General features: G+C 51.1%; 11 protein-coding genes, 2 tRNA genes, 3 rRNA genes and 2 pseudogenes. 6 read left to right on the top strand and 12 right to left on the bottom strand.

The genetic code is table 11. The annotated features are described in order from the left end of the window. Positions 1-65: 65 nt before the first annotated feature. The 4 genes from fumA to ICA20_RS22485 form a co-directional block, all read right to left on the bottom strand. Positions 66-1,712, bottom strand: coding sequence for a class I fumarate hydratase FumA (gene fumA, locus ICA20_RS22500; RefSeq protein ID WP_038636444.1), 1,647 nt, complete (start codon positions 1,710-1,712; stop codon positions 66-68). Positions 1,713-1,808: 96 nt separating this feature from the next. Then, positions 1,809-3,149 carry an anaerobic C4-dicarboxylate transporter DcuB gene (gene dcuB / locus ICA20_RS22495; RefSeq protein ID WP_003031873.1) on the bottom strand — a complete coding sequence of 447 codons (1,341 nt, stop codon included), beginning with the start codon at positions 3,147-3,149 and terminating at the stop codon, positions 1,809-1,811. A 718-nt stretch (positions 3,150-3,867) separates the two neighbouring features. Next, positions 3,868-4,587, bottom strand: a complete 720-nt coding sequence (gene dcuR / locus ICA20_RS22490; protein WP_038636447.1) for a two-component system response regulator DcuR — start codon at positions 4,585-4,587, stop codon at positions 3,868-3,870. Continuing rightward, positions 4,584-6,215, bottom strand: coding sequence for a sensor histidine kinase (locus tag ICA20_RS22485; RefSeq protein WP_038636450.1), 1,632 nt, complete (start codon positions 6,213-6,215; stop codon positions 4,584-4,586). Before ICA20_RS22485 ends, dcuR begins: the two co-directional genes overlap by 4 nt. Before the next feature lie 569 nt (positions 6,216-6,784). Here ICA20_RS22485 and ICA20_RS22480 point away from each other — a divergent pair. The 4 genes from ICA20_RS22480 (at position 6,785) to rrf (ending at position 11,817) form a co-directional block, all read left to right on the top strand. Continuing rightward, positions 6,785-8,324: ribosomal RNA gene (locus ICA20_RS22480) — 16S ribosomal RNA — on the top strand. An 85-nt stretch (positions 8,325-8,409) separates the two neighbouring features. Continuing rightward, positions 8,410-8,485 (top strand) — tRNA-Glu (locus ICA20_RS22475). 219 nt (positions 8,486-8,704) lie between these two features. After that, positions 8,705-11,609 (top strand): 23S ribosomal RNA (locus ICA20_RS22470). Positions 11,610-11,701: 92 nt separating this feature from the next. Then, positions 11,702-11,817 (top strand): 5S ribosomal RNA (gene rrf / locus ICA20_RS22465). Together the 16S, 23S and 5S rRNA genes with 1 tRNA gene alongside form the textbook arrangement of a ribosomal RNA operon. A 352-nt stretch (positions 11,818-12,169) precedes the next feature. Here rrf and ICA20_RS22460 read toward each other — a convergent pair. Continuing rightward, positions 12,170-12,271, bottom strand: a pseudogene (locus ICA20_RS22460) (GNAT family N-acetyltransferase); the annotation flags it as partial. A gap of 117 nt (positions 12,272-12,388) precedes the next feature. Continuing rightward, positions 12,389-12,464: transfer RNA gene (locus tag ICA20_RS22455), tRNA-Phe, on the bottom strand. Between the two features lie 204 nt (positions 12,465-12,668). Here ICA20_RS22455 and ICA20_RS22450 point away from each other — a divergent pair. Beyond that, positions 12,669-12,779: pseudogene (locus ICA20_RS22450) on the top strand (LysE family translocator); the annotation flags it as partial. On the opposite strand, the gene ICA20_RS22445 reads toward ICA20_RS22450, so the two are convergent. The 5 genes from ICA20_RS22445 to aspA all read right to left on the bottom strand — a co-directional run bounded on the left by ICA20_RS22445 (position 12,776) and on the right by aspA (position 18,401). Further along, entirely contained in the window at positions 12,776-13,351 is a 576-nt protein-coding gene (locus ICA20_RS22445; protein WP_006686267.1) for a transcriptional regulator, read from the bottom strand. The pseudogene ICA20_RS22450 and the gene ICA20_RS22445 sit on opposite strands and share 4 nt — an antisense overlap. Positions 13,352-13,387: 36 nt before the next feature. Further along, positions 13,388-15,097 carry a protein-disulfide reductase DsbD gene (locus tag ICA20_RS22440; protein ID WP_129694864.1) on the bottom strand — a complete coding sequence of 570 codons (1,710 nt, stop codon included), beginning with the start codon at positions 15,095-15,097 and terminating at the stop codon, positions 13,388-13,390. Then, complete coding sequence (gene cutA / locus ICA20_RS22435) at positions 15,073-15,420, bottom strand: divalent cation tolerance protein CutA (RefSeq protein ID WP_038636459.1); 348 nt, start codon at positions 15,418-15,420, stop codon at positions 15,073-15,075. The genes ICA20_RS22440 and cutA overlap by 25 nt, the downstream gene beginning before the upstream one ends. A gap of 128 nt (positions 15,421-15,548) precedes the next feature. After that, complete coding sequence (gene dcuA / locus ICA20_RS22430; RefSeq protein WP_038636462.1) at positions 15,549-16,850, bottom strand: anaerobic C4-dicarboxylate transporter DcuA; 1,302 nt, start codon at positions 16,848-16,850, stop codon at positions 15,549-15,551. A 114-nt stretch (positions 16,851-16,964) separates the two neighbouring features. Then, positions 16,965-18,401, bottom strand: coding sequence for an aspartate ammonia-lyase (gene aspA / locus ICA20_RS22425; protein ID WP_032940252.1), 1,437 nt, complete (start codon positions 18,399-18,401; stop codon positions 16,965-16,967). A gap of 337 nt (positions 18,402-18,738) precedes the next feature. Here aspA and ICA20_RS22420 point away from each other — a divergent pair, with 337 nt between their 5' ends. Further along, a complete protein-coding gene (locus tag ICA20_RS22420; protein ID WP_038636465.1) occupies positions 18,739-19,215 on the top strand; it encodes an FxsA family protein in 477 nt (158 codons plus the stop codon). 47 nt (positions 19,216-19,262) lie between these two features. On the opposite strand, the gene yjeH is transcribed toward ICA20_RS22420, so the two are convergent. Further along, positions 19,263-20,528, bottom strand: coding sequence for an L-methionine/branched-chain amino acid transporter (yjeH, locus tag ICA20_RS22415; protein ID WP_038636468.1), 1,266 nt, complete (start codon positions 20,526-20,528; stop codon positions 19,263-19,265). Positions 20,529-20,699: the final 171 nt, after the last annotated feature.

Genomic DNA, 20,699 nt, shown 5'->3' with positions numbered 1-20,699 from the left:
GGCCCGGGGGGATCGCTGGACTGACGCCAAAAGTTTAGTGTCAGTCCAGTGCCGGGCCGAATAGGTTACTTCGCGCAGTTAGCGCATTGTTTGCTGACGATTTGCTGGAAGAAATCGTTGCCTTTATCATCGACCAGGATGAACGCCGGGAAATCTTCTACTTCGATTTTCCAGATAGCTTCCATACCCAGCTCCGGGTATTCCACGCATTCCAGATGCTTAATGCTCTGCTGCGCCAGTACCGCTGCCGGTCCGCCGATGCTGCCTAAGTAGAAACCGCCGTGTTTGTGGCAAGCGTCTGTCACCTGCTGGCTACGGTTGCCTTTTGCCAGCATGATCATGCTGCCGCCGTGTGACTGCAACAGGTCAACATAGGAGTCCATACGACCTGCGGTAGTCGGGCCTAAAGAGCCGGACGGATAACCCGCTGGCGTTTTTGCCGGGCCCGCGTAGTAGATCGGATGATCTTTCACGTACTGCGGCAGACCTTCGCCGGACTCAATACGCTCTTTTAGCTTCGCGTGGGCGATGTCACGACCAACAATAATCGTGCCGCTCAGTGACAGGCGGGTAGAAACCGGGTACTGCGAAAGCTGGGCGAGGATCTCTTTCATCGGACGGTTAAGGTCTACCTTAACCACTTCGCCTTCGCCAGCCTGGCGCAGAGATTCGGGAATGTACTGACCTGGATTATGTTCCAGTTTTTCAATCCAGATCCCTTCGCGGTTAATCTTGGCTTTAATGTTACGGTCCGCGGAGCAGGAAACGCCCATACCTACCGGGCAGGACGCGCCGTGGCGAGGTAGACGGATCACGCGGATGTCATGTGCGAAGTATTTTCCGCCAAACTGAGCGCCGAGGCCGAGTTTCTGTGCTTCGATCAGCAGTTCCTGTTCCAGTTGCAGATCGCGGAACGCCTGGCCGTGGGCATTGCCTTCAGTCGGCAGCGCATCATAGTAGTGCGTGCTGGCCAGCTTCACCGTTTTAAGGGTGCTTTCCGCTGACGTGCCGCCAATGACGAATGCAATATGGTACGGCGGGCAAGCTGCGGTACCCAGCGTGCGCATTTTTTCCACCAGGAAGTTTTTCAGTTTTCCGGGAGTCAGCAGCGCTTTGGTTTCCTGATACAGATAGGTCTTGTTGGCTGAGCCACCGCCTTTGGCCACGCACAGGAATTTGTATTCGTCACCGTCCACGCTGTACAGATCGATTTGCGCAGGCAGGTTGGTGCCGGTATTCACTTCTTTGTACATATCCAGCGCCGCGTTTTGCGAGTAGCGCAGGTTATCTTCAATATAGGTATTAAATACGCCTCTGGAGAGCGCGGCTTCATCGCCGCCGCCGGTCCACACGCGCTGGCCTTTTTTACCCATGATAATGGCCGTACCGGTGTCCTGGCAGGTTGGCAATACGCCTTTGGCGGCGATTTCGGAGTTTCTCAGGAACTGCAGCGCCACGTACTTATCGTTTTCGCTGGCTTCGGGATCATGGAGAATTGAGGCGACTTGCTGTTGGTGTTCAGGGCGGAGCATAAAGGAGGCATCGTGGAAGGCTTGCTGAGCCAGTAGCGTAAGTGCTTCAGGGGCTACTTTCAGGATAGTCTCGCCTTCAAACTCGCCGACGCTGACGTGATCGGATGTCAGCAGGTAGTACTCAGTTTTGTCTTCCCCCAGTGGGAAAGCCGCCTGGTAAGTGAATTCAACTTTTGACATTTGCTTCCAGCCTTTTCATTTTTATCAGGAATTTAGAAATTCACTGTGTCTTAAGAGTGGCGTGCCGTACCAACGCGGACGGCACGCGAACTGTGATTACAGGAAACCGTACATTGCGGCGAATATCCAACCAAAGACACAGGATACGCTTACGCCGATCAAGCCAGGCAGAATGAAGCTGTGGTTGATAACGAAGCGGCCGATGTGGGTGGTACCGGAACGGTCAAACTGAATAGCAGCCAGATCGCTCGGGTAGGTCGGCAGAATGTAGTAACCGTAACATGCCGGCGCCGAAGCAACGATGTACGCTGGATCAACTCCGATTGCCAGCGCGACCGGAACAATCGCCGCCAGCGCCGCTGCCTGGGAGTTTACAAACTTGGATACCAGCAGCAGAACAATTGCATAGGCCCACGGATACTCTTTCACCATATTACCCAGCACACCTTCGATTTCTGTCATGTGCGCACCGAACATTGTTTCGGCCATCCAGGCAATACCGTACACCGCCACAATCGCGATCATACCGGAACGGAAGACTTCGTTTTTAGATATTGAAGCGGGATTGGTCTTCGTCAGGATAATAATCAGCGCACCGGTCAGCAGCATGAACATCTGGATAACCAGCACCATGGACAGCGGTTTGCCGCTGAAGGTAGGGCGCAGCTCAGAGAATGCGCCGAGCACAGCAACCACGGCGATAGCGGCGAGGAAGATCCACATGGCCAGCCAGTTGCTTTTCGGCAGTTTTTTATCTAACAGCGTGGCGGTGTCGCCATAAACATAGTTGTGGTTTTCAGGTACGGAAATAAACTTCTGGAATTCTTCATCTTTATCCAGATCTTTACCACGGAACCAGCTGAAAATACCGATAGCCAGTATACCCAGCAGGGTAGACGGGATGGTGATGCTGAGCAGATCGAGGAATTCGAGATGTTTGCCTTCAAACGTCACATTACCCAGCATGGCGACCAGTGACACCACGGCTACGGAAACCGGGCTGGCGATAATACCCATTTGCGCACCGATAGAACTCGCCGCCATTGGACGTTCCGGGCGAATATTATTCTTAATGGCAACGTCATAAATGATTGGCAGGATGGTGTATACCACGTGGCCTGTACCACAGAGAATCGTCAGGGTGCAGGTAACAAACGGCGCGACGATAGAAACGTATTTTGGGTTACGGCGCAGCAGCTTTTCAGCGATTTGCAGCATAACGTCAAGGCCGCCGGAGGCTTGCAGGGTTGCCGATGCGGCCACCACGGCAATAATAACCAGCATAACGTCTACAGGTGGTTTACCCGGCTGGAGATGGAAAACGAAAACCAGAATGACCAGGCCGATACCGCCTAATAAGCCCAGTGCGATACCGCCCTTTCTGGCACCATAAAACAAACATATTAATATTATGAGAAGTTGTATACTAAATAACATTTTATTTACCCTCGCGAAAAACCCAGTCAATTTTTTGAAAAATGGATCTGTGGCACATTCTTTTTTGCCAGAATAAGCATCAAAAAATGGTCAGTATTCGATATGTCCGTATTTGCGATTAATGTTCAAATGTCTTGCTAGAATGTTTTTTTAAAGTTATGGCGATATTTAGTTTTTTTCTGTGGCGTTGAACAGAGGAGAAAATCCTCAGGCGATGGGAAGCAGAACTGGGCATAGAGAGCTGCGGTTGACGCTGTAATTTATCTGTTTTGCGTTTTCCGCTATGACATGAACCACGGACAGAATGAGTGAGTGGGTTATTTGTGTGATCACGGTCACGCCATTTCATTATGTAATGAGATCGGCGTACGGATACTTTTATTTGCTCACAAAAATGTACGGTGTCCATGGTACGTAGCATGGTCTCCATTGCTACCAGTCCAGATTTTGTATGTCTGGTTAATTTCAGACTAATCCTTTATGGGTAAAAATACACACTCTGCGAGTCAGATAATACTTAATTAACTTTTGTTAGCGATTTTGAAATTAAAAACAGTGTGATGTTTATCAATATTGAAATATAGCTTTTGACATGCTGCGTACAAATATATTTGATCTAACGCAAATTGATAATGCTTCTGCTTAAGCCAGTAAAATAGGGATTTTTCATTATTTTAATAATTGTTACTTTCAAATAACAAATAATCCCAAAATGTATTTATTGGCAATATTGTTTAAGCAATGAGTATTGCTCTGCCTGAACGCGGTAACGATAAACAGGTCTACCGGTCACGCCATAGTGGATGCTGGTAAATAAGATGTGACAATTAACCAGCCAGATAAGGTATTTACGGCAAGAGACGCGGGAGATATTGACCTCATTGGCCAGCTCATCCGTAGAGAACTCCTGATCCTGATGCTCATCAATCCACTGGCACAGCGTACGTAATGTTTGTGGCGTTAGCCCTTTGGGTAAGCGGCGTACTTCCTGCTCATTGGAGGAGCTGCCGTGAATAAGTTGGTCAAGCTCAGACTGTTCATAGTACTGATGCTTTTCCATCTCTGTTTTCTTATGTAGCCAGCCGGTTAGCGCCTCTTCAAAACGGGAAGCCTGGAAAGGTTTGATCAGGTAGTCAACGACACCATAGTGCAGAGAGTCTTTGATGGTGGTCGCGTCAGCGGCGGAAGAGATGACAATAACATCACACTTGCAGCCTTTGCTGTGCAGAACGGGCAGCAGATCCAGACCGTTTTCTTTTTGCATGTAAATATCCAGCAAAATCAAATCGATATGATGACCGCTATGAAAGATGATCTCTTTGGCTTTCTCCAGCGTAGAGGCTGTTCCGCAGCAATGAAAACCGGAGAGTTGCGCGACATAACGACGATTTAATTCCGCTACCATTGCATCGTCATCGACAATTAAGACATTGATCATCTGCTGGCCCTCTCACCATTCCACGGTAACTGTACAAAAAATTGGGTGAAGACCCCAGGTTCAGACTCGACGGAAATATTGCCGCCAACACTTTCAACCTGCTGTTTCACAAGTGCTAAACCGACGCCTCGTTCGGTTCCTTTTGACGAGACGCCCTTCTCAAAGATGTGCTCAATGTGTTCAGGGGCGATCCCTGGACCATCGTCATTCACTTCGCAATGCAACCAGCCGTGTCGATAGTGCAAGGATACGCTGATCTCGCCACCGGGTTCTTGACCTAGCGCCTCCAGGGCGTTTTCAATCAAATTCCCCAAAACGGTAATCAGCACCGCTACCTGATCTTCATTGCTGTTTTCCGGCAATTGGCTTTCATTGCTAATGACCAGACTATGACCTAAATCAGATGTGCGATTAATCTTACTGAGTAAAAATCCAGCGATCACCGGAGATTTTATTTTTCCTAACAGTGAGCCAATCTCTTCCTGATAATTGTTCGCGGTCTTCAGGATGTAATTTTCAAGCTGCTTATAACTTTTCAGGTGCAATAATCCCAGAATCACGTGCAATTTGTTCATGAATTCGTGGGATCGTTCACGAAGTGCGTCGGCATAGTTAACCATACCGTCCAGGCGTTGCATCAGTTTCCGAACTTCTGTTTTATCGCGGAACGTTGAAATGGCCCCGATGATTTTTCCGTTGCTGAGTACCGGAACAGTGTTAATTAAGAGTAGCCGATCTTTCACCGTGATCTCTTCATCGCGGCGTGGCGTTCCATCGCGTAGTACTTGCGAAAAATCGACCACCTGTGACCATGCGTGGCTGAGCGTCGAGAGCTGGGCATCGTCTTGGGATTTGTGGTAATCAAGCAGTTCCTGCGCCGCCTGGTTTATCAGCGTGACTTCACCACACTCATCAACGGCAATGACACCTTCCTTTATAGAGTGCAGCATCGCCTGGCGTTGTTCGAACAGATTGGAGATTTCATACGGCTCCAGGCCAAACAGAATGCGTTTAAGGACTTTGACGAATACCCATGTGCCGAGTAACCCAACCAGAACGCCAAACAAGATGGACCAGAAGATGCTGCCGCGACTGTTATTGATCTGCTCAGTCACTCTGCTTAGCTCAAGGCCGATCGCCACCACGCCAATCTGTCGGTGATGCTCATCATAGATAGGGGTAAACACGCGCAGAGCTTTAGCCAGAAACCCGCGATTAATGGCAACATTCTCTTTGCCCTGCAGAGCCAGCAAAATGTCATCACCTTTAAACGGCTGGCCGATCCGCTGCGCTTCGGGATGGGAATAACGAATGCTTTGCATATCGGTGACGACGATGAACAAAAAATCGTTGCTCTTATTCACCGCCTGGGCAATCGCCTGAATGCCGCTTTCCTCAGGTTTTTTCATTAACCCTTGGCGGATCTCCGGCGAGTTTGCCAGCGTCCGCGCGACCGCAAGCGCTTTATCCGCTAATGCATCGCGTGTCATGTTGCTGATTTGCGAAAAGTAAATCAGATGAACAACAAGCAGCACTGAGAAGAGTACTGCACTGACCATGAGGATCACGGTAGTGCCGAGCTTCATTGGGCGTTTGCGTATAGCAGTACGTTGCAGAGAGTGTCTCATCACGGTCCTGGAATCACGGTTTGTGCGGGTATTATCGCCCGACGGCATGCGTAATTCAAAGGTGGTAAGGAATGTGGGCTTAGGCTGCCAATACTTCTTCTATATATAGAGCGTTCTGTGCCGGTTCTCTCCTCTTTTAAGTAATGCGTACCGGTAGTTTTTTGACGATTGTGGATAACTCTGTGCGTAAATGGGTATAAGGCGGGGTTTTGCTGTGGAATGCAGCAGTCAGTCATTTTTCTGTCATTTAAGGGTTGCGGGCTGAAGGAAACTCCCTATAATGCGCCTCCATCGACACGGCGGATGTGAATCACTTCACACAAACAGCCCGGTCGGTTGAAGAGAAAAACCTGAAAATGAGGGTTGACTCTGAAAGAGGAAAGCGTAATATACGCCACCTCGCGACAGAGCGCTAAGGCGCGTCGCAACTGCTCTTTAACAATTTATCAGACAATCTGTGTGGGCACTCGAGGATACGGATTCTTAACGTCGCAAGACGAAAAATGAATACCAAGTCTCTGAGTGAACACGTAATTCATTACGAAGTTTAATTCACGAGCATCAAACTTAAATTGAAGAGTTTGATCATGGCTCAGATTGAACGCTGGCGGCAGGCCTAACACATGCAAGTCGAACGGTAGCACAGAGAGCTTGCTCTCGGGTGACGAGTGGCGGACGGGTGAGTAATGTCTGGGAAACTGCCCGATGGAGGGGGATAACTACTGGAAACGGTAGCTAATACCGCATAATGTCGCAAGACCAAAGAGGGGGACCTTCGGGCCTCTTGCCATCGGATGTGCCCAGATGGGATTAGCTAGTAGGTGGGGTAACGGCTCACCTAGGCGACGATCCCTAGCTGGTCTGAGAGGATGACCAGCCACACTGGAACTGAGACACGGTCCAGACTCCTACGGGAGGCAGCAGTGGGGAATATTGCACAATGGGCGCAAGCCTGATGCAGCCATGCCGCGTGTATGAAGAAGGCCTTCGGGTTGTAAAGTACTTTCAGCGAGGAGGAAGGCGTTGTGGTTAATAACCACAGCGATTGACGTTACTCGCAGAAGAAGCACCGGCTAACTCCGTGCCAGCAGCCGCGGTAATACGGAGGGTGCAAGCGTTAATCGGAATTACTGGGCGTAAAGCGCACGCAGGCGGTCTGTCAAGTCGGATGTGAAATCCCCGGGCTCAACCTGGGAACTGCATCCGAAACTGGCAGGCTAGAGTCTTGTAGAGGGGGGTAGAATTCCAGGTGTAGCGGTGAAATGCGTAGAGATCTGGAGGAATACCGGTGGCGAAGGCGGCCCCCTGGACAAAGACTGACGCTCAGGTGCGAAAGCGTGGGGAGCAAACAGGATTAGATACCCTGGTAGTCCACGCCGTAAACGATGTCGACTTGGAGGTTGTGCCCTTGAGGCGTGGCTTCCGGAGCTAACGCGTTAAGTCGACCGCCTGGGGAGTACGGCCGCAAGGTTAAAACTCAAATGAATTGACGGGGGCCCGCACAAGCGGTGGAGCATGTGGTTTAATTCGATGCAACGCGAAGAACCTTACCTACTCTTGACATCCAGAGAACTTAGCAGAGATGCTTTGGTGCCTTCGGGAACTCTGAGACAGGTGCTGCATGGCTGTCGTCAGCTCGTGTTGTGAAATGTTGGGTTAAGTCCCGCAACGAGCGCAACCCTTATCCTTTGTTGCCAGCGGTCCGGCCGGGAACTCAAAGGAGACTGCCAGTGATAAACTGGAGGAAGGTGGGGATGACGTCAAGTCATCATGGCCCTTACGAGTAGGGCTACACACGTGCTACAATGGCATATACAAAGAGAAGCGACCTCGCGAGAGCAAGCGGACCTCATAAAGTATGTCGTAGTCCGGATTGGAGTCTGCAACTCGACTCCATGAAGTCGGAATCGCTAGTAATCGTGGATCAGAATGCCACGGTGAATACGTTCCCGGGCCTTGTACACACCGCCCGTCACACCATGGGAGTGGGTTGCAAAAGAAGTAGGTAGCTTAACCTTCGGGAGGGCGCTTACCACTTTGTGATTCATGACTGGGGTGAAGTCGTAACAAGGTAACCGTAGGGGAACCTGCGGTTGGATCACCTCCTTACCTTAAAGAACCGACCTTTGTAGTGCTCACACAGATTGTCTGATGAAAAGTGAATAGCAAGGCGTCTTGCGATTGAGACTTCAGTGTCCCCTTCGTCTAGAGGCCCAGGACACCGCCCTTTCACGGCGGTAACAGGGGTTCGAATCCCCTAGGGGACGCCACTTGCTGGTTCGTGAGTGAAAGACGCGCACCCTGATATCTCAAAACTGACTTGCGAGTCATGTTTGAGATATTTGCTCTTTAAAAATCTGGATCAAGCTGAAAATTGAAACGACACACTGTGTCTGTTCTCCGTAATAAGAACAGATAAAGGGTGTGTTCGAGTCTCTCAAATTTTCGCAAGTCGATGATGAATCGAAAGAAACATCTTCGGGTTGTGAGGTTAAGCGACTAAGCGTACACGGTGGATGCCCTGGCAGTCAGAGGCGATGAAGGACGTGCTAATCTGCGATAAGCGCCGGTAAGGTGATATGAACCGTTATAACCGGCGATTTCCGAATGGGGAAACCCAGTGTGATTCGTCACACTATCGTTAACTGAATACATAGGTTAACGAAGCGAACCGGGGGAACTGAAACATCTAAGTACCCCGAGGAAAAGAAATCAACCGAGATTCCCCCAGTAGCGGCGAGCGAACGGGGAGCAGCCCAGAGTCTGAATCAGCATGTGTGTTAGTGGAACGGTCTGGAAAGTCCGACGGTACAGGGTGATAGTCCCGTACACAAAAATGCACAGGTTGTGAACTCGAAGAGTAGGGCGGGACACGTGGTATCCTGTCTGAATATGGGGGGACCATCCTCCAAGGCTAAATACTCCTGACTGACCGATAGTGAACCAGTACCGTGAGGGAAAGGCGAAAAGAACCCCGGCGAGGGGAGTGAAAAAGAACCTGAAACCGTGTACGTACAAGCAGTGGGAGCACCTTCGGGTGTGACTGCGTACCTTTTGTATAATGGGTCAGCGACTTATATTCTGTAGCAAGGTTAACCGTATAGGGGAGCCGAAGGGAAACCGAGTCTTAACTGGGCGTTAAGTTGCAGGGTATAGACCCGAAACCCGGTGATCTAGCCATGGGCAGGTTGAAGGTTGGGTAACACTAACTGGAGGACCGAACCGACTAATGTTGAAAAATTAGCGGATGACTTGTGGCTGGGGGTGAAAGGCCAATCAAACCGGGAGATAGCTGGTTCTCCCCGAAAGCTATTTAGGTAGCGCCTCGTGAATTCATCTTCGGGGGTAGAGCACTGTTTCGGCTAGGGGGTCATCCCGACTTACCAACCCGATGCAAACTGCGAATACCGAAGAATGTTATCACGGGAGACACACGGCGGGTGCTAACGTCCGTCGTGAAGAGGGAAACAACCCAGACCGCCAGCTAAGGTCCCAAAGTCATGGTTAAGTGGGAAACGATGTGGGAAGGCACAGACAGCCAGGATGTTGGCTTAGAAGCAGCCATCATTTAAAGAAAGCGTAATAGCTCACTGGTCGAGTCGGCCTGCGCGGAAGATGTAACGGGGCTAAACCATGCACCGAAGCTGCGGCAGCGACACTATGTGTTGTTGGGTAGGGGAGCGTTCTGTAAGCCGTTGAAGGTGGCCTGTGAGGGTTGCTGGAGGTATCAGAAGTGCGAATGCTGACATAAGTAACGATAATGCGGGTGAAAAACCCGCACGCCGGAAGACCAAGGGTTCCTGTCCAACGTTAATCGGGGCAGGGTGAGTCGACCCCTAAGGCGAGGCCGAAAGGCGTAGTCGATGGGAAACAGGTTAATATTCCTGTACTTGGTGTTACTGCGAAGGGGGGACGGAGAAGGCTATGTCGGCCGGGCGACGGTTGTCCCGGTTTAAGCATGTAGGCGGAGGTTCCAGGTAAATCCGGTACCTTTTAACGCTGAGGTGTGATGACGAGGCACTACGGTGCTGAAGTGACAAATGCCCTGCTTCCAGGAAAAGCCTCTAAGCATCAGGTAACATCAAATCGTACCCCAAACCGACACAGGTGGTCAGGTAGAGAATACCAAGGCGCTTGAGAGAACTCGGGTGAAGGAACTAGGCAAAATGGTGCCGTAACTTCGGGAGAAGGCACGCTGATAGGTAGGTGAAGTGATTTACTCATGGAGCTGAAATCAGTCGAAGATACCAGCTGGCTGCAACTGTTTATTAAAAACACAGCACTGTGCAAACACGAAAGTGGACGTATACGGTGTGACGCCTGCCCGGTGCCGGAAGGTTAATTGATGGGGTTATCCGTAAGGAGAAGCTCTTGATCGAAGCCCCGGTAAACGGCGGCCGTAACTATAACGGTCCTAAGGTAGCGAAATTCCTTGTCGGGTAAGTTCCGACCTGCACGAATGGCGTAATGATGGCCAGGCTGTCTCCACCCGAGACTCAGTGAAATTGAACTCGCTGTGAAGATGCAGTGTACCCGCGGCAAGACGGAAAGACCCCGTGAACCTTTACTATAGCTTGACACTGAACACTGGTCCTTGATGTGTAGGATAGGTGGGAGGCTTTGAAGTGTGGACGCCAGTCTGCATGGAGCCGTCCTTGAAATACCACCCTTTAATGGCTGGTGTTCTAACGTGGGCCCGTAATCCGGGTTGCGGACAGTGTCTGGTGGGTAGTTTGACTGGGGCGGTCTCCTCCCAAAGAGTAACGGAGGAGCACGAAGGTTAGCTAATCCTGGTCGGACATCAGGAGGTTAGTGCAAAGGCATAAGCTAGCTTGACTGCGAGAGTGACGGCTCGAGCAGGTGCGAAAGCAGGTCTTAGTGATCCGGTGGTTCTGAATGGAAGGGCCATCGCTCAACGGATAAAAGGTACTCCGGGGATAACAGGCTGATACCGCCCAAGAGTTCATATCGACGGCGGTGTTTGGCACCTCGATGTCGGCTCATCACATCCTGGGGCTGAAGTAGGTCCCAAGGGTATGGCTGTTCGCCATTTAAAGTGGTACGCGAGCTGGGTTTAGAACGTCGTGAGACAGTTCGGTCCCTATCTGCCGTGGGCGCTGGAGAATTGAGGGGGGCTGCTCCTAGTACGAGAGGACCGGAGTGGACGCATCACTGGTGTTCGGGTTGTCATGCCAATGGCACTGCCCGGTAGCTAAATGCGGAAGAGATAAGTGCTGAAAGCATCTAAGCACGAAACTTGCCCCGAGATGAGTTCTCCCTGAGACTTTGAGTCTCCTGAAGGAACGTTGAAGACGACGACGTTGATAGGTCGGGTGTGTAAGCGTAGCGATACGTTGAGCTAACCGATACTAATGAACCGTGAGGCTTAACCTTACAACGCCGAAGATGTTTTGGCGAAGAGACAGATTTTCAGCCTGATACAGATAAGATTAACCGGCGACAAGCGGGTTAATAAACAGAATTTGCCTGGCGGCTGTAGCGCGGTGGTCCCACCTGACCCCATGCCGAACTCAGAAGTGAAACGCCGTAGCGCCGATGGTAGTGTGGGGTCTCCCCATGCGAGAGTAGGGAACTGCCAGGCATCAAATAAAAGCGGAAGGCCCGGTCGAAAGACCGGGCCTTTTGTTTTATCTGTTGTCTGTCGGTGAGGGCTCTCCTGAGGAGGACAAATCCGCCGGGAGCGGATTTGAACGTTGCGCAGCAACGGCCCGGAGGGTGGCGGGCAGGACGCCCGCCATAAACTGCCAGGCATCAAATAAGTGAAGAAGCCCATCCTGCCGGATGGGCTTTTTTGCGTCTGTGTGAAATGAAACCTGCCGGATGCGGCACACCGCCTTATCCGGCCTACGTTGTACTGAACGTATTTTGTAGGCCTGATAAGCGCAGCGCATCAGGCAATCCCGCACTACGGAAAAACTTGTCCTGCTACCCGCCCCAAGATCGTCCACCTCTGTACGTCCCGTTACGATGAATCCCATTTTTATATAGATCCCTGGCGTCTGCTTACTGAAATTGGCTGTTAACGGCGAGATTGAGTTTACGTGGGGTGTTTGTGAGAGGTGGCGGGTCAGAAATAGGGTAAAACGATCGGCTGGAAGCTATCAGAAACTACAAAAGCAAAAAACCGCCTCAAGGGCGGGTTCTTTAAATAGTGGTGCCCGGACTCGGAATCGAACCAAGGACACGGGGATTTTCAATCCCCTGCTCTACCGACTGAGCTATCCGGGCAACGGGGCGCATTAAACCGTATTCGCGCCTGCCAGTCAATCAAATTTCAGGAAAAGCGGTTCAACCGCTTAATATTACGGCAATCTGTGCGTTTGTGCCTGAAGTTTGCACAAATCTTCCAGATCGCCACGATGCCGACAGGTCATGCTAAGCGCAAGAAGGGCAGTATGGCAAAAGAGCGATTCGCTGAATTTTAATCACACACTGACCAGGGCGGTTAACCGATTAATTCGCACCACCGTAGCGATGGCACGTTTTCAACGACTGATGGCGTTATGCTTACTCACACCGGCCAGGACGGGCCTGTTCGCTTAGGTTAGCGCGCCGCCCATACGGCACTGGGCAAAGCGCAGAATATCTTCCGCCAGACGGTGTGCCGTTTCGACATCAGCATGGCTACGATTCACCAGCATGCGGCTCAGACATCCCTCCAGCACCAGCTCCATCTGTTTGGCGACCATAGCCGGGTCGTCAACTTCCAGCGTAGTCAGTAGCTCATGAGTGAAGTCATGCGCTGCTTTTTTTTGTTGGTCGGCTAACTGGTGGATTGGATGTCCAGGATCGGGATAAAACGTGCAGGCGGCAATGAACAGGCAGCCGGGATAGCGATTATTGCTCACGCATTCGGACAGTGCGCTGTAGCGTGCCAGTAATTTCTGTTCCGCGCTCAGGGTCTCATCCAGCAAAAGCTGACGCCGCCAGATATCCACCCGCTGGCTGAGGTAACGTAACGCATCATACAGGATGGCCTCTTTATCTGGCCAAAAGCGCTGTAGTTCATCAAGCGGATAATCGATACGTTCGGCCACCATTTCCAGCGTGGTATTGGCTATCCCTTGAACCTCAAGTAATTTCAGGGCTTCTCCCAGGACATCTTCACGTTGCACGGTATTCTCCTCCGTATTTCCTTTTGCAAGTGTCGCTCACGGTTGACGATCGCGCAAATGTGCGCTGAAGGTCGCTGCATCCATAAATCCCGTTACCCGAGCCTCCGGATGCTCTTTACCCTCGGCATCAAAAAACAGGATAGTTGGCAAACCTAAAACCTGTAGATGTTTCAGGAGAGCGACATCCTTGGCATTGTTTGCAGTTACATCCGCCTGTAAAAGCACCGTGTCGCCTAGTGCTTGCTGAACCTGCGGATCGCTGAAGGTGTACTTCTCAAACTCCTTACAAGCCACGCACCAGTCGGCATACAAATCCAACATGACGGGCCTGCCTTTGGCTTGCGCCAGCGCCTGATTTAACGCCTCTACCGAGGCCACCGGCGTAAAGTTAAGGTGTGTCTGGGTTTGAGCATGCGGCATGCCAAACGCCCAGTCCTGCAATGGACGTACACTGACAAGCGCTGCGGCTAACAGGACAATCTGCACGATACGCATCCAGGCGTGCTTTGCCTGCAGGCTGGTAATGAATGCCCAGCTAAAGAACGCGACGCCCAACAGTGACCACAGGCGCACGCCCCATTCGTCGCCAATGATGCGTTCAAGCAAGAAGACGGGAAGCGCCAGGATGACGAAGCCGAAAGCGGTTTTAACATGTTCCATCCATGGACCGCTTTTAGGCAGCAGGCGGTTGCCAAAGACGGTAATCAACATCAGCGGCAAGCCCATCCCCAGCGCGTACAGATACAGCGTACCGCCTCCCAGCCACATATTTCCGCTCTGAGCGATATACAGCAAAATCGCGCTTAGCGGCGCGGTTGTGCAAGGAGAACAGATGAGACCCGCAATCGCCCCCATCGCAAAGACGCTACCGGGAGAGCCGCCTTGCTGGCGGTTACTCAGCAACGTGAGGCGCGTTTGCAATGAGGAAGGGAGTTGCAGCGTGAACAGGCCGAACATAGACAGAGCCAGCAGCGTAAAGATGATGGCAAGACCGATCAGAACATAAGGATGCTGTAATGCCGCCTGAAACTGTAATCCGGCGGCGGCAACAACCAGACCCAGCGCAGTATAGGTGAGCGCCATTCCCTGGACGTAGATAAACGTCAGCAGCAGCGCCCTACCGGTTGATAACCGTTGCTTGCCGCCCAGCACGATGCCGGAAATCAGCGGATACATCGGCAGTACGCAGGGCGTGAAAGCGATGCCAATGCCGATTAGCAATGCCCACAGCGCGGAAAAGGGAAGTTGGGCTGCGGGCTGTGGTTTCTCTTCCGGGGCCTCAGTGACAGGTGCGGTAGCCGGAGCCCCCCCGACAGCGGCTGACACTTCACTTAAGGGAACTGTTTTAGTTTCCGGCGGATAGCAAAAACCGGCGTCGGCACAGCCCTGGTACGTGACCGTTAATGTTGCGCCAGTTGCGGCCTGATTAACCGTGACCGGAATATTCAACTGTTTACGGTAAATCTCACTTTTGCCGTAAAACTCATCTTCATGCCAGACGCCAGGCGGCAGTTTTACCTCGGCAATATCGGCCTGAGATGGCGTAATGCTTATCTGTTTGCGATAGAGATAGTAGCCATCTTTGACCTGCCATGAGAGGTTCAGATCGTGTTGATTTTGCTGAAAATCAAAAACAAACGCCCGATCGGCAGGAACAAACTGCGAGCGGCCGGGCGCGTCAAATAATCCGGCAAAGGTAGATGTGCTGCACAGCAGCAGGATCAGCGTAAGGATGCGTTGAGCCATGAGCGGTAATCAAAGTCTCCGTGAGTGACGGGTAAAACCAGAAGTTCAGGTGTTTGATACGGGTGATGTGACTTCAGGCAATCGAGAAGGGCTTGCTGGTGCGTGGCGGTGGTTTTTAAAATCATCTGGACTTCATATTCCTGCTCCAGTTTACCTTCCCAATAATAGAGGGAGGTTGCACCGGGCAGAAGTGTCACGCAGGCTGCCAGCTTTTCCGCCAGCACTTTTGCAGCCAGATCCTGGGCGGTTGCTTCATCCGGAGCAGTACAGAGCACCACAACGGTATCGGGGATGGAAATATCCTGACTCTTTACATCAAGCATAAACACCTCGAAAGAACAGAGTAACCAGCTAAAGAGTGGTCACTATACAACGGACGAGGGAAGGATGTTAGCTAAAGCGGGGTGAGGAGGAGGAACTGCAGGGCGCACGGGCACCCTGCAGAAAAAACTTACAGCATGAAGCTACCCAGCAAGAAGCCGAAGCAGACAGCCAGAACTACACCCAGAGTACCCGGGATGAAGAACGGATGGTTAAAGACGAATTTACCGATGCGGGTTGTACCAGTGTCATCCATCTGAACTGCCGCAACCAGCGTTGGGTAGGTTGGCAGAATGAACAGGCCGGAAACAGCTGCGAAAGAGGCAACAGCGGTCAGCGGGGAAACGTTCAGCGCCAGAGCCATCGGCATCAGTGCTTTAGCGGTTGCTGCCTGAGAGTACAGCAATGCAGAAGCAAAGAAGAAGATGACGGCCAGCAGCCACGGATGACCCTGAATTACGCTACCTGCAGTATCTTTGATCCAGTCAATGTTGTGAGATACGAAGGTATCACCCAACCACGCAACGCCCAGGATACAAATACAGGCGCTCATACCGGCTTTGAAGGTGCTGGAGTTCAGAATGGAGTCAGTTTCAACGCGGCAGATGATGGTAGTCAGCGTCGCGATGCTCAGCATGATGATCAGGATAGCGTTGGTGGTATTCATCAGCGGTTTAGCGACCAGACCAAGGCTTGGGCTGTTAACGATCGCATAGACAACAACGCAAATTACGCCCAGCAGGAACAGCCAAACGGAAGTTTTTGCGCCTGCTTTGATTTCAACTTGTCTTTCACCGCGCAGTTCAACCAAACCTTCTTCCAGACGTTTACGATAAATCGGATCGTCAGACAGTTTAGAGTTGAACAGCATAGTCACCAGGAAGGACATTACCAGAACGGCCAGCAGGGTGGACGGAATAACCACGGACAGCAGATGAATATAGCTGATGCCATGACCTTCCATTACGGAAGACATGTAAACCACGGCTGCAGAGATTGGTGATGCTGTGATCGCAATCTGAGCAGAAACCACCGCAGTTGAGAGCGGACGGCAAGGTTTGATCCCTTGTTCCTTCGCAACTTCAGCGATAACCGGCAGAGTGGCCAGAGAGATGTTACCCGTACCCGCAAAGATGGTCAGGAAATAGGTCACGATGGGTGCCAGGATCGTGATGTATTTCGGGTTCTTACGCAGCAGTTTTTCAGTTTGATGAACCAGATAGTCCAGACCACCTGCAATCTGCATAGCTGAGATGGCAGCGATAACCGCCATGATAATGGAAATGACATCGAACGGGATATTACCGGGTTTTACGCCGATAGCGGCGAGAACCAGGACACCCAGCCCACCTGCAAATCCAATACCGATACCCCCAAGTCTGGCACCTAAAAAGATTGCCAGCAAAACGATGATAAGTTCTAAAACTATCATATTAGCCTTCCTTGTTGTTTAACAAGTTGATATTAAATTGTTGTTTTTAAGTAACTTCGTGCAAGAAAAAAGGCACGTCATCTGACGTGCCTTCTCTGGTACTACCCTACACGATTACTGCTCGCTTTCATCAGTATAACGTTTTGCTTTATAAGCCGGGTGCATCAGGTTCTGTACTGAGAAGATATCGTCCAGTTCGGCTTCGGTCAACAGGCCGCGCTCGAGGACAACTTCACGTACGCTCTTACCGGTTTCGGCACAAATTTTACCAACGATGTCGCCGTTGTGGTGGCCGATGAACGGGTTGAGGTAAGTAACGATACCGATAGAGTTGTATACGAATGCTTCGCACACTTCTTTGTTAGCAGTAATGCCGCTAACGCATTTTTCCAACAGGTTGTAGCAAGCGTTGCTCAGAATGTGAATGGATTCGAACATTGCCTGGCCGATTACTGGCTCCATAACGTTCAGCTGCAGCTGACCTGCTTCAGACGCCATGGTGACAGTGATGTCGTTACCGATGACTTTAAAGCACACCTGGTTTACGACTTCCGGAACAACCGGGTTCACTTTAGCTGGCATGATGGAAGAGCCAGCCTGCAGTTCCGGCAGGTTGATCTCGTTCAGGCCGGCACGTGGACCAGAGGAGAGCAAACGCAGGTCGTTACAGATTTTGGACATCTTCACAGCCAGACGTTTCAGTGCGCCGTGCACCATAACGTATGCGCCGCAGTCAGAAGTTGCTTCAATCAGGTCTTCTGCAGGAACACAGGCAAAACCGGTAACTTCAGCCAGTTTTTTCACTGCCAGCGGAGAGTATTCTTTCGGTGTGTTCAGACCCGTACCGATTGCCGTTGCGCCGAGGTTAACTTCCAGCAGCAGCTCTGCAGTACGCCCAATGTTTTTCACTTCTTCTTTCAGCAGGATGCTGAAAGCACGGAATTCCTGACCGAGGGTCATCGGCACAGCATCCTGCAGCTGGGTACGACCCATTTTCAGGATGTCCTGGAATTCATCGGCTTTTTTCTCGAAGCCTTCACGCAGCTGGTTCAGGGCATCAATCAGTTTGATGATGGATGCGTATACCGCGATACGGAAACCGGTTGGGTATGCGTCGTTGGTAGACTGACATTTGTTAACGTGGTCGTTCGGGTTCAGGTACTGATATTCACCTTTCTGGTGACCCATCAGTTCCAGACCGATATTGGCCAGCACTTCGTTGGTGTTCATGTTGACGGAGGTACCCGCACCACCCTGGTAAACGTCTACCGGGAACTGATCCATGCATTTTCCGTTATTCAGGACTTCATCACACGCCGCGATGATGGCATTTGCCACACTTTTAGGAATGGTTTGCAGCTCTTTGTTGGCCATCGCCGCTGCCTTTTTCACCATTACCATGCCGCGAACAAATTCAGGAATGTCGCTGATTTTGTTGTTGCTAATGTAGAAGTTTTCAATCGCTCTCAGAGTGTGAACACCATAGTAAGCGTCCGCTGGAACTTCCCTGGTACCCAACAAGTCTTCTTCGATACGAATGTTGTTTAACATGTGAACCTTCTTTTTCAAGCTGCCAATGATTTGACTAAACACACAGGATATATGTGATTTCGATTGTTTCTCGACCGACGATTATCCCCTGCATCGGTCTGATACCCGAGATCATATGCTGGTTCAGGATTTCTACCGTAATCTGGATCACTTAAAGCGTGGAATTTACCCCTTATTTATTATTCTGTGAAATAGATCACCCCTTTAGGATTAACACTAAATATTAGTGTACAAGCGACTTGAAATTTTGCTAACCACCTCAATATCTGACTGATGCGAGTCACATAATTTTTGAACAGACGTTGTACAAAACGCCTGTTATTAACAGGAGCCCCCTTTGCGCTGGATACCATTACTTGCCATTTTTCTCTATGTTTACATAGAGATATCTATTTTTATTCAGGTTGCCCATGTGTTGGGTGTTCTGATGACCCTGATTTTGGTTATTTTTACGTCGGTTATCGGGATGTCTCTGGTTCGTAATCAGGGATTTAAGAACTTTTTACTGATGCAACAAAAAATGGCGGCAGGTGAAAGCCCGGCTGCAGAAATGATCAAGAGCGTTTCGCTGATTATTGCCGGTCTGCTATTAGTGCTGCCGGGTTTTTTCACCGATTTCCTTGGTCTTCTTCTTTTATTACCCCCGGTGCAGAAGCATCTGACGATGAAACTGCTGCCACATTTGCGTTTTTCTCGTATGCCCGGCGGTGGTTTTAGCGCCGGAACGGGTGGGGGCGAGACCTTTGACGGTGAGTTCCAGCGCAAAGACGAGCATCATGACAGTATCGAACATAAAGACGATCGTCGGGATTAAGCATCAGTATGTAGGCCGGATAAGCGTTAGCGCCATCCGGCACGTGTTCATATGCCGGATGATGGCGTCAGCGTCGACTTATCCGGCCTGCCGGGTAAAAATAACCACAGCGCAGCCAGCATAATCAGTGCATACAGGCTCTTCCAACCCACCATCGCCAGCAATAGCAGACATAGCAAACCGCCAACGATCGCCAATGCGCGATAGTGTCCTTTCAGTAATCGACAACCTGCCAGCATGCACAGCAGATAAATCATAATAAAGATGCCGTTAGCGTAGACGATTAACGCATCGAGATTGATTTGCAGCATATAGATGCACAAGGTACTGACCACGCAGCAACCTAGCACGGCGTTCAGCGCATTGCGCGGAAGGTGACGAGGGGAAAGGCGCGCCAGATAACTCCCCGGCTTGTATTGTGCTTGCGACCAGACCAGCCGGGCGAAACTTTGAATATAAATGTTGAGACTGGCAAAGCAGGCCAGATAACCAATAATGCAGGCGACCCACAGTGCCTGTACGCCAAACAGCTGTACAACAATTTCTGGCAGTGATGCCGCCGCCGCCATTTTCTCGCCATAAGCGCCAAAATGGAGGACGACGACGGTGCATGCCCAGTAGACAGAACCTGCCAGCAGTAGACCGATCATTAGCGCGCGCGGGAAGTCTCGCTCCGGATTTTTAAATTCAGAGGCCAGGTGGGCAAATGCTTCAAGACCGACAAAGCACCAGAACATCACTGACAGTGCAGCGAACAGTCCGGGAAGCTCAATTTCGCTAATTGCAGGGAAGGGGATTTCACTGGGTTTTAGATCGCCCGCCCACCAGATGGCGACAATCAGGGCCACGATCAGCCCGGCAATGACCGTTTGTAGGTTAGCGCTGGAGCTGGCGCCGCGGGAGCCTATGTACCAGACCAACGCCAGTGTACCGAGTTCTGCCAGCAGAAGCTGCTCGTCATGCCAGCCAAACATCGCCTGGCCGAATCCTGCGGCAATATGTAATGCCGCAGGCAAGCCAACCGGGATTACCGACAAAAACAGCCATCCGGTGACGCGCTCCAGGCGCGAGCCAAAGGCCATACCGACAAAATGCGCCACGCCGCCCGCGCTGGGGAAATGGCGGCCGAGCACGGCAAAGACAATCGCCACGGGAAAGACTAAAACAATCAGCACCGGCCAGGCCCAAAGGCTGTTGTTGCCAGCGACCAGCGCAGCCAACGCGGGGACGGCAAAAACGCCTGTACCTAATAATGATGTCGACAACAGGCCAACGCCCTGAGCCAGTCCCAGCTCTTGTTTCAGTCCGCTCATAAGTTGTTATCCGGTTATGCCCCTTGACTGGGCTACAGCGCAGATTTTGATGGTATCACAATCGGATTTACTTATGACGACGTGACTGAAATCGTTATGAAATGTGAGGCGTGTCGGTGTTTTGACGGGATTTTCTGCTGATAAAAAATTTTTTTCGCTTGCCCCCTTGAA

It is taken from the genome of Citrobacter sp. C5_2 (assembly GCF_014596845.2).
Classification (GTDB): domain Bacteria; phylum Pseudomonadota; class Gammaproteobacteria; order Enterobacterales; family Enterobacteriaceae; genus Citrobacter; species Citrobacter werkmanii.
Note: the sequence above shows the minus strand (reverse complement) of the source record. Positions and strands in the feature narration are given on the sequence as shown.

Excerpts from the sequence above, each read along its gene's own strand:
- fumA (WP_038636444.1), bottom strand. The coding sequence starts at position 1,712 with ATGTCAAAAGTTGAATTCACTTACCAGGCGGCTTTCCCACTGGGGGAA.
- dcuB (WP_003031873.1), bottom strand. The coding sequence starts at position 3,149 with ATGTTATTTAGTATACAACTTCTCATAATATTAATATGTTTGTTTTAT.
- dcuR (WP_038636447.1), bottom strand. The coding sequence starts at position 4,587 with ATGATCAATGTCTTAATTGTCGATGACGATGCAATGGTAGCGGAATTA.
- ICA20_RS22485 (WP_038636450.1), bottom strand. The coding sequence starts at position 6,215 with ATGAGACACTCTCTGCAACGTACTGCTATACGCAAACGCCCAATGAAG.
- ICA20_RS22440 (WP_129694864.1), bottom strand. The coding sequence starts at position 15,097 with ATGGCTCAACGCATCCTTACGCTGATCCTGCTGCTGTGCAGCACATCT.
- cutA (WP_038636459.1), bottom strand. The coding sequence starts at position 15,420 with ATGCTTGATGTAAAGAGTCAGGATATTTCCATCCCCGATACCGTTGTG.
- dcuA (WP_038636462.1), bottom strand. The coding sequence starts at position 16,850 with ATGATAGTTTTAGAACTTATCATCGTTTTGCTGGCAATCTTTTTAGGT.
- aspA (WP_032940252.1), bottom strand. The coding sequence starts at position 18,401 with ATGTTAAACAACATTCGTATCGAAGAAGACTTGTTGGGTACCAGGGAA.
- yjeH (WP_038636468.1), bottom strand. The coding sequence starts at position 20,528 with ATGAGCGGACTGAAACAAGAGCTGGGACTGGCTCAGGGCGTTGGCCTG.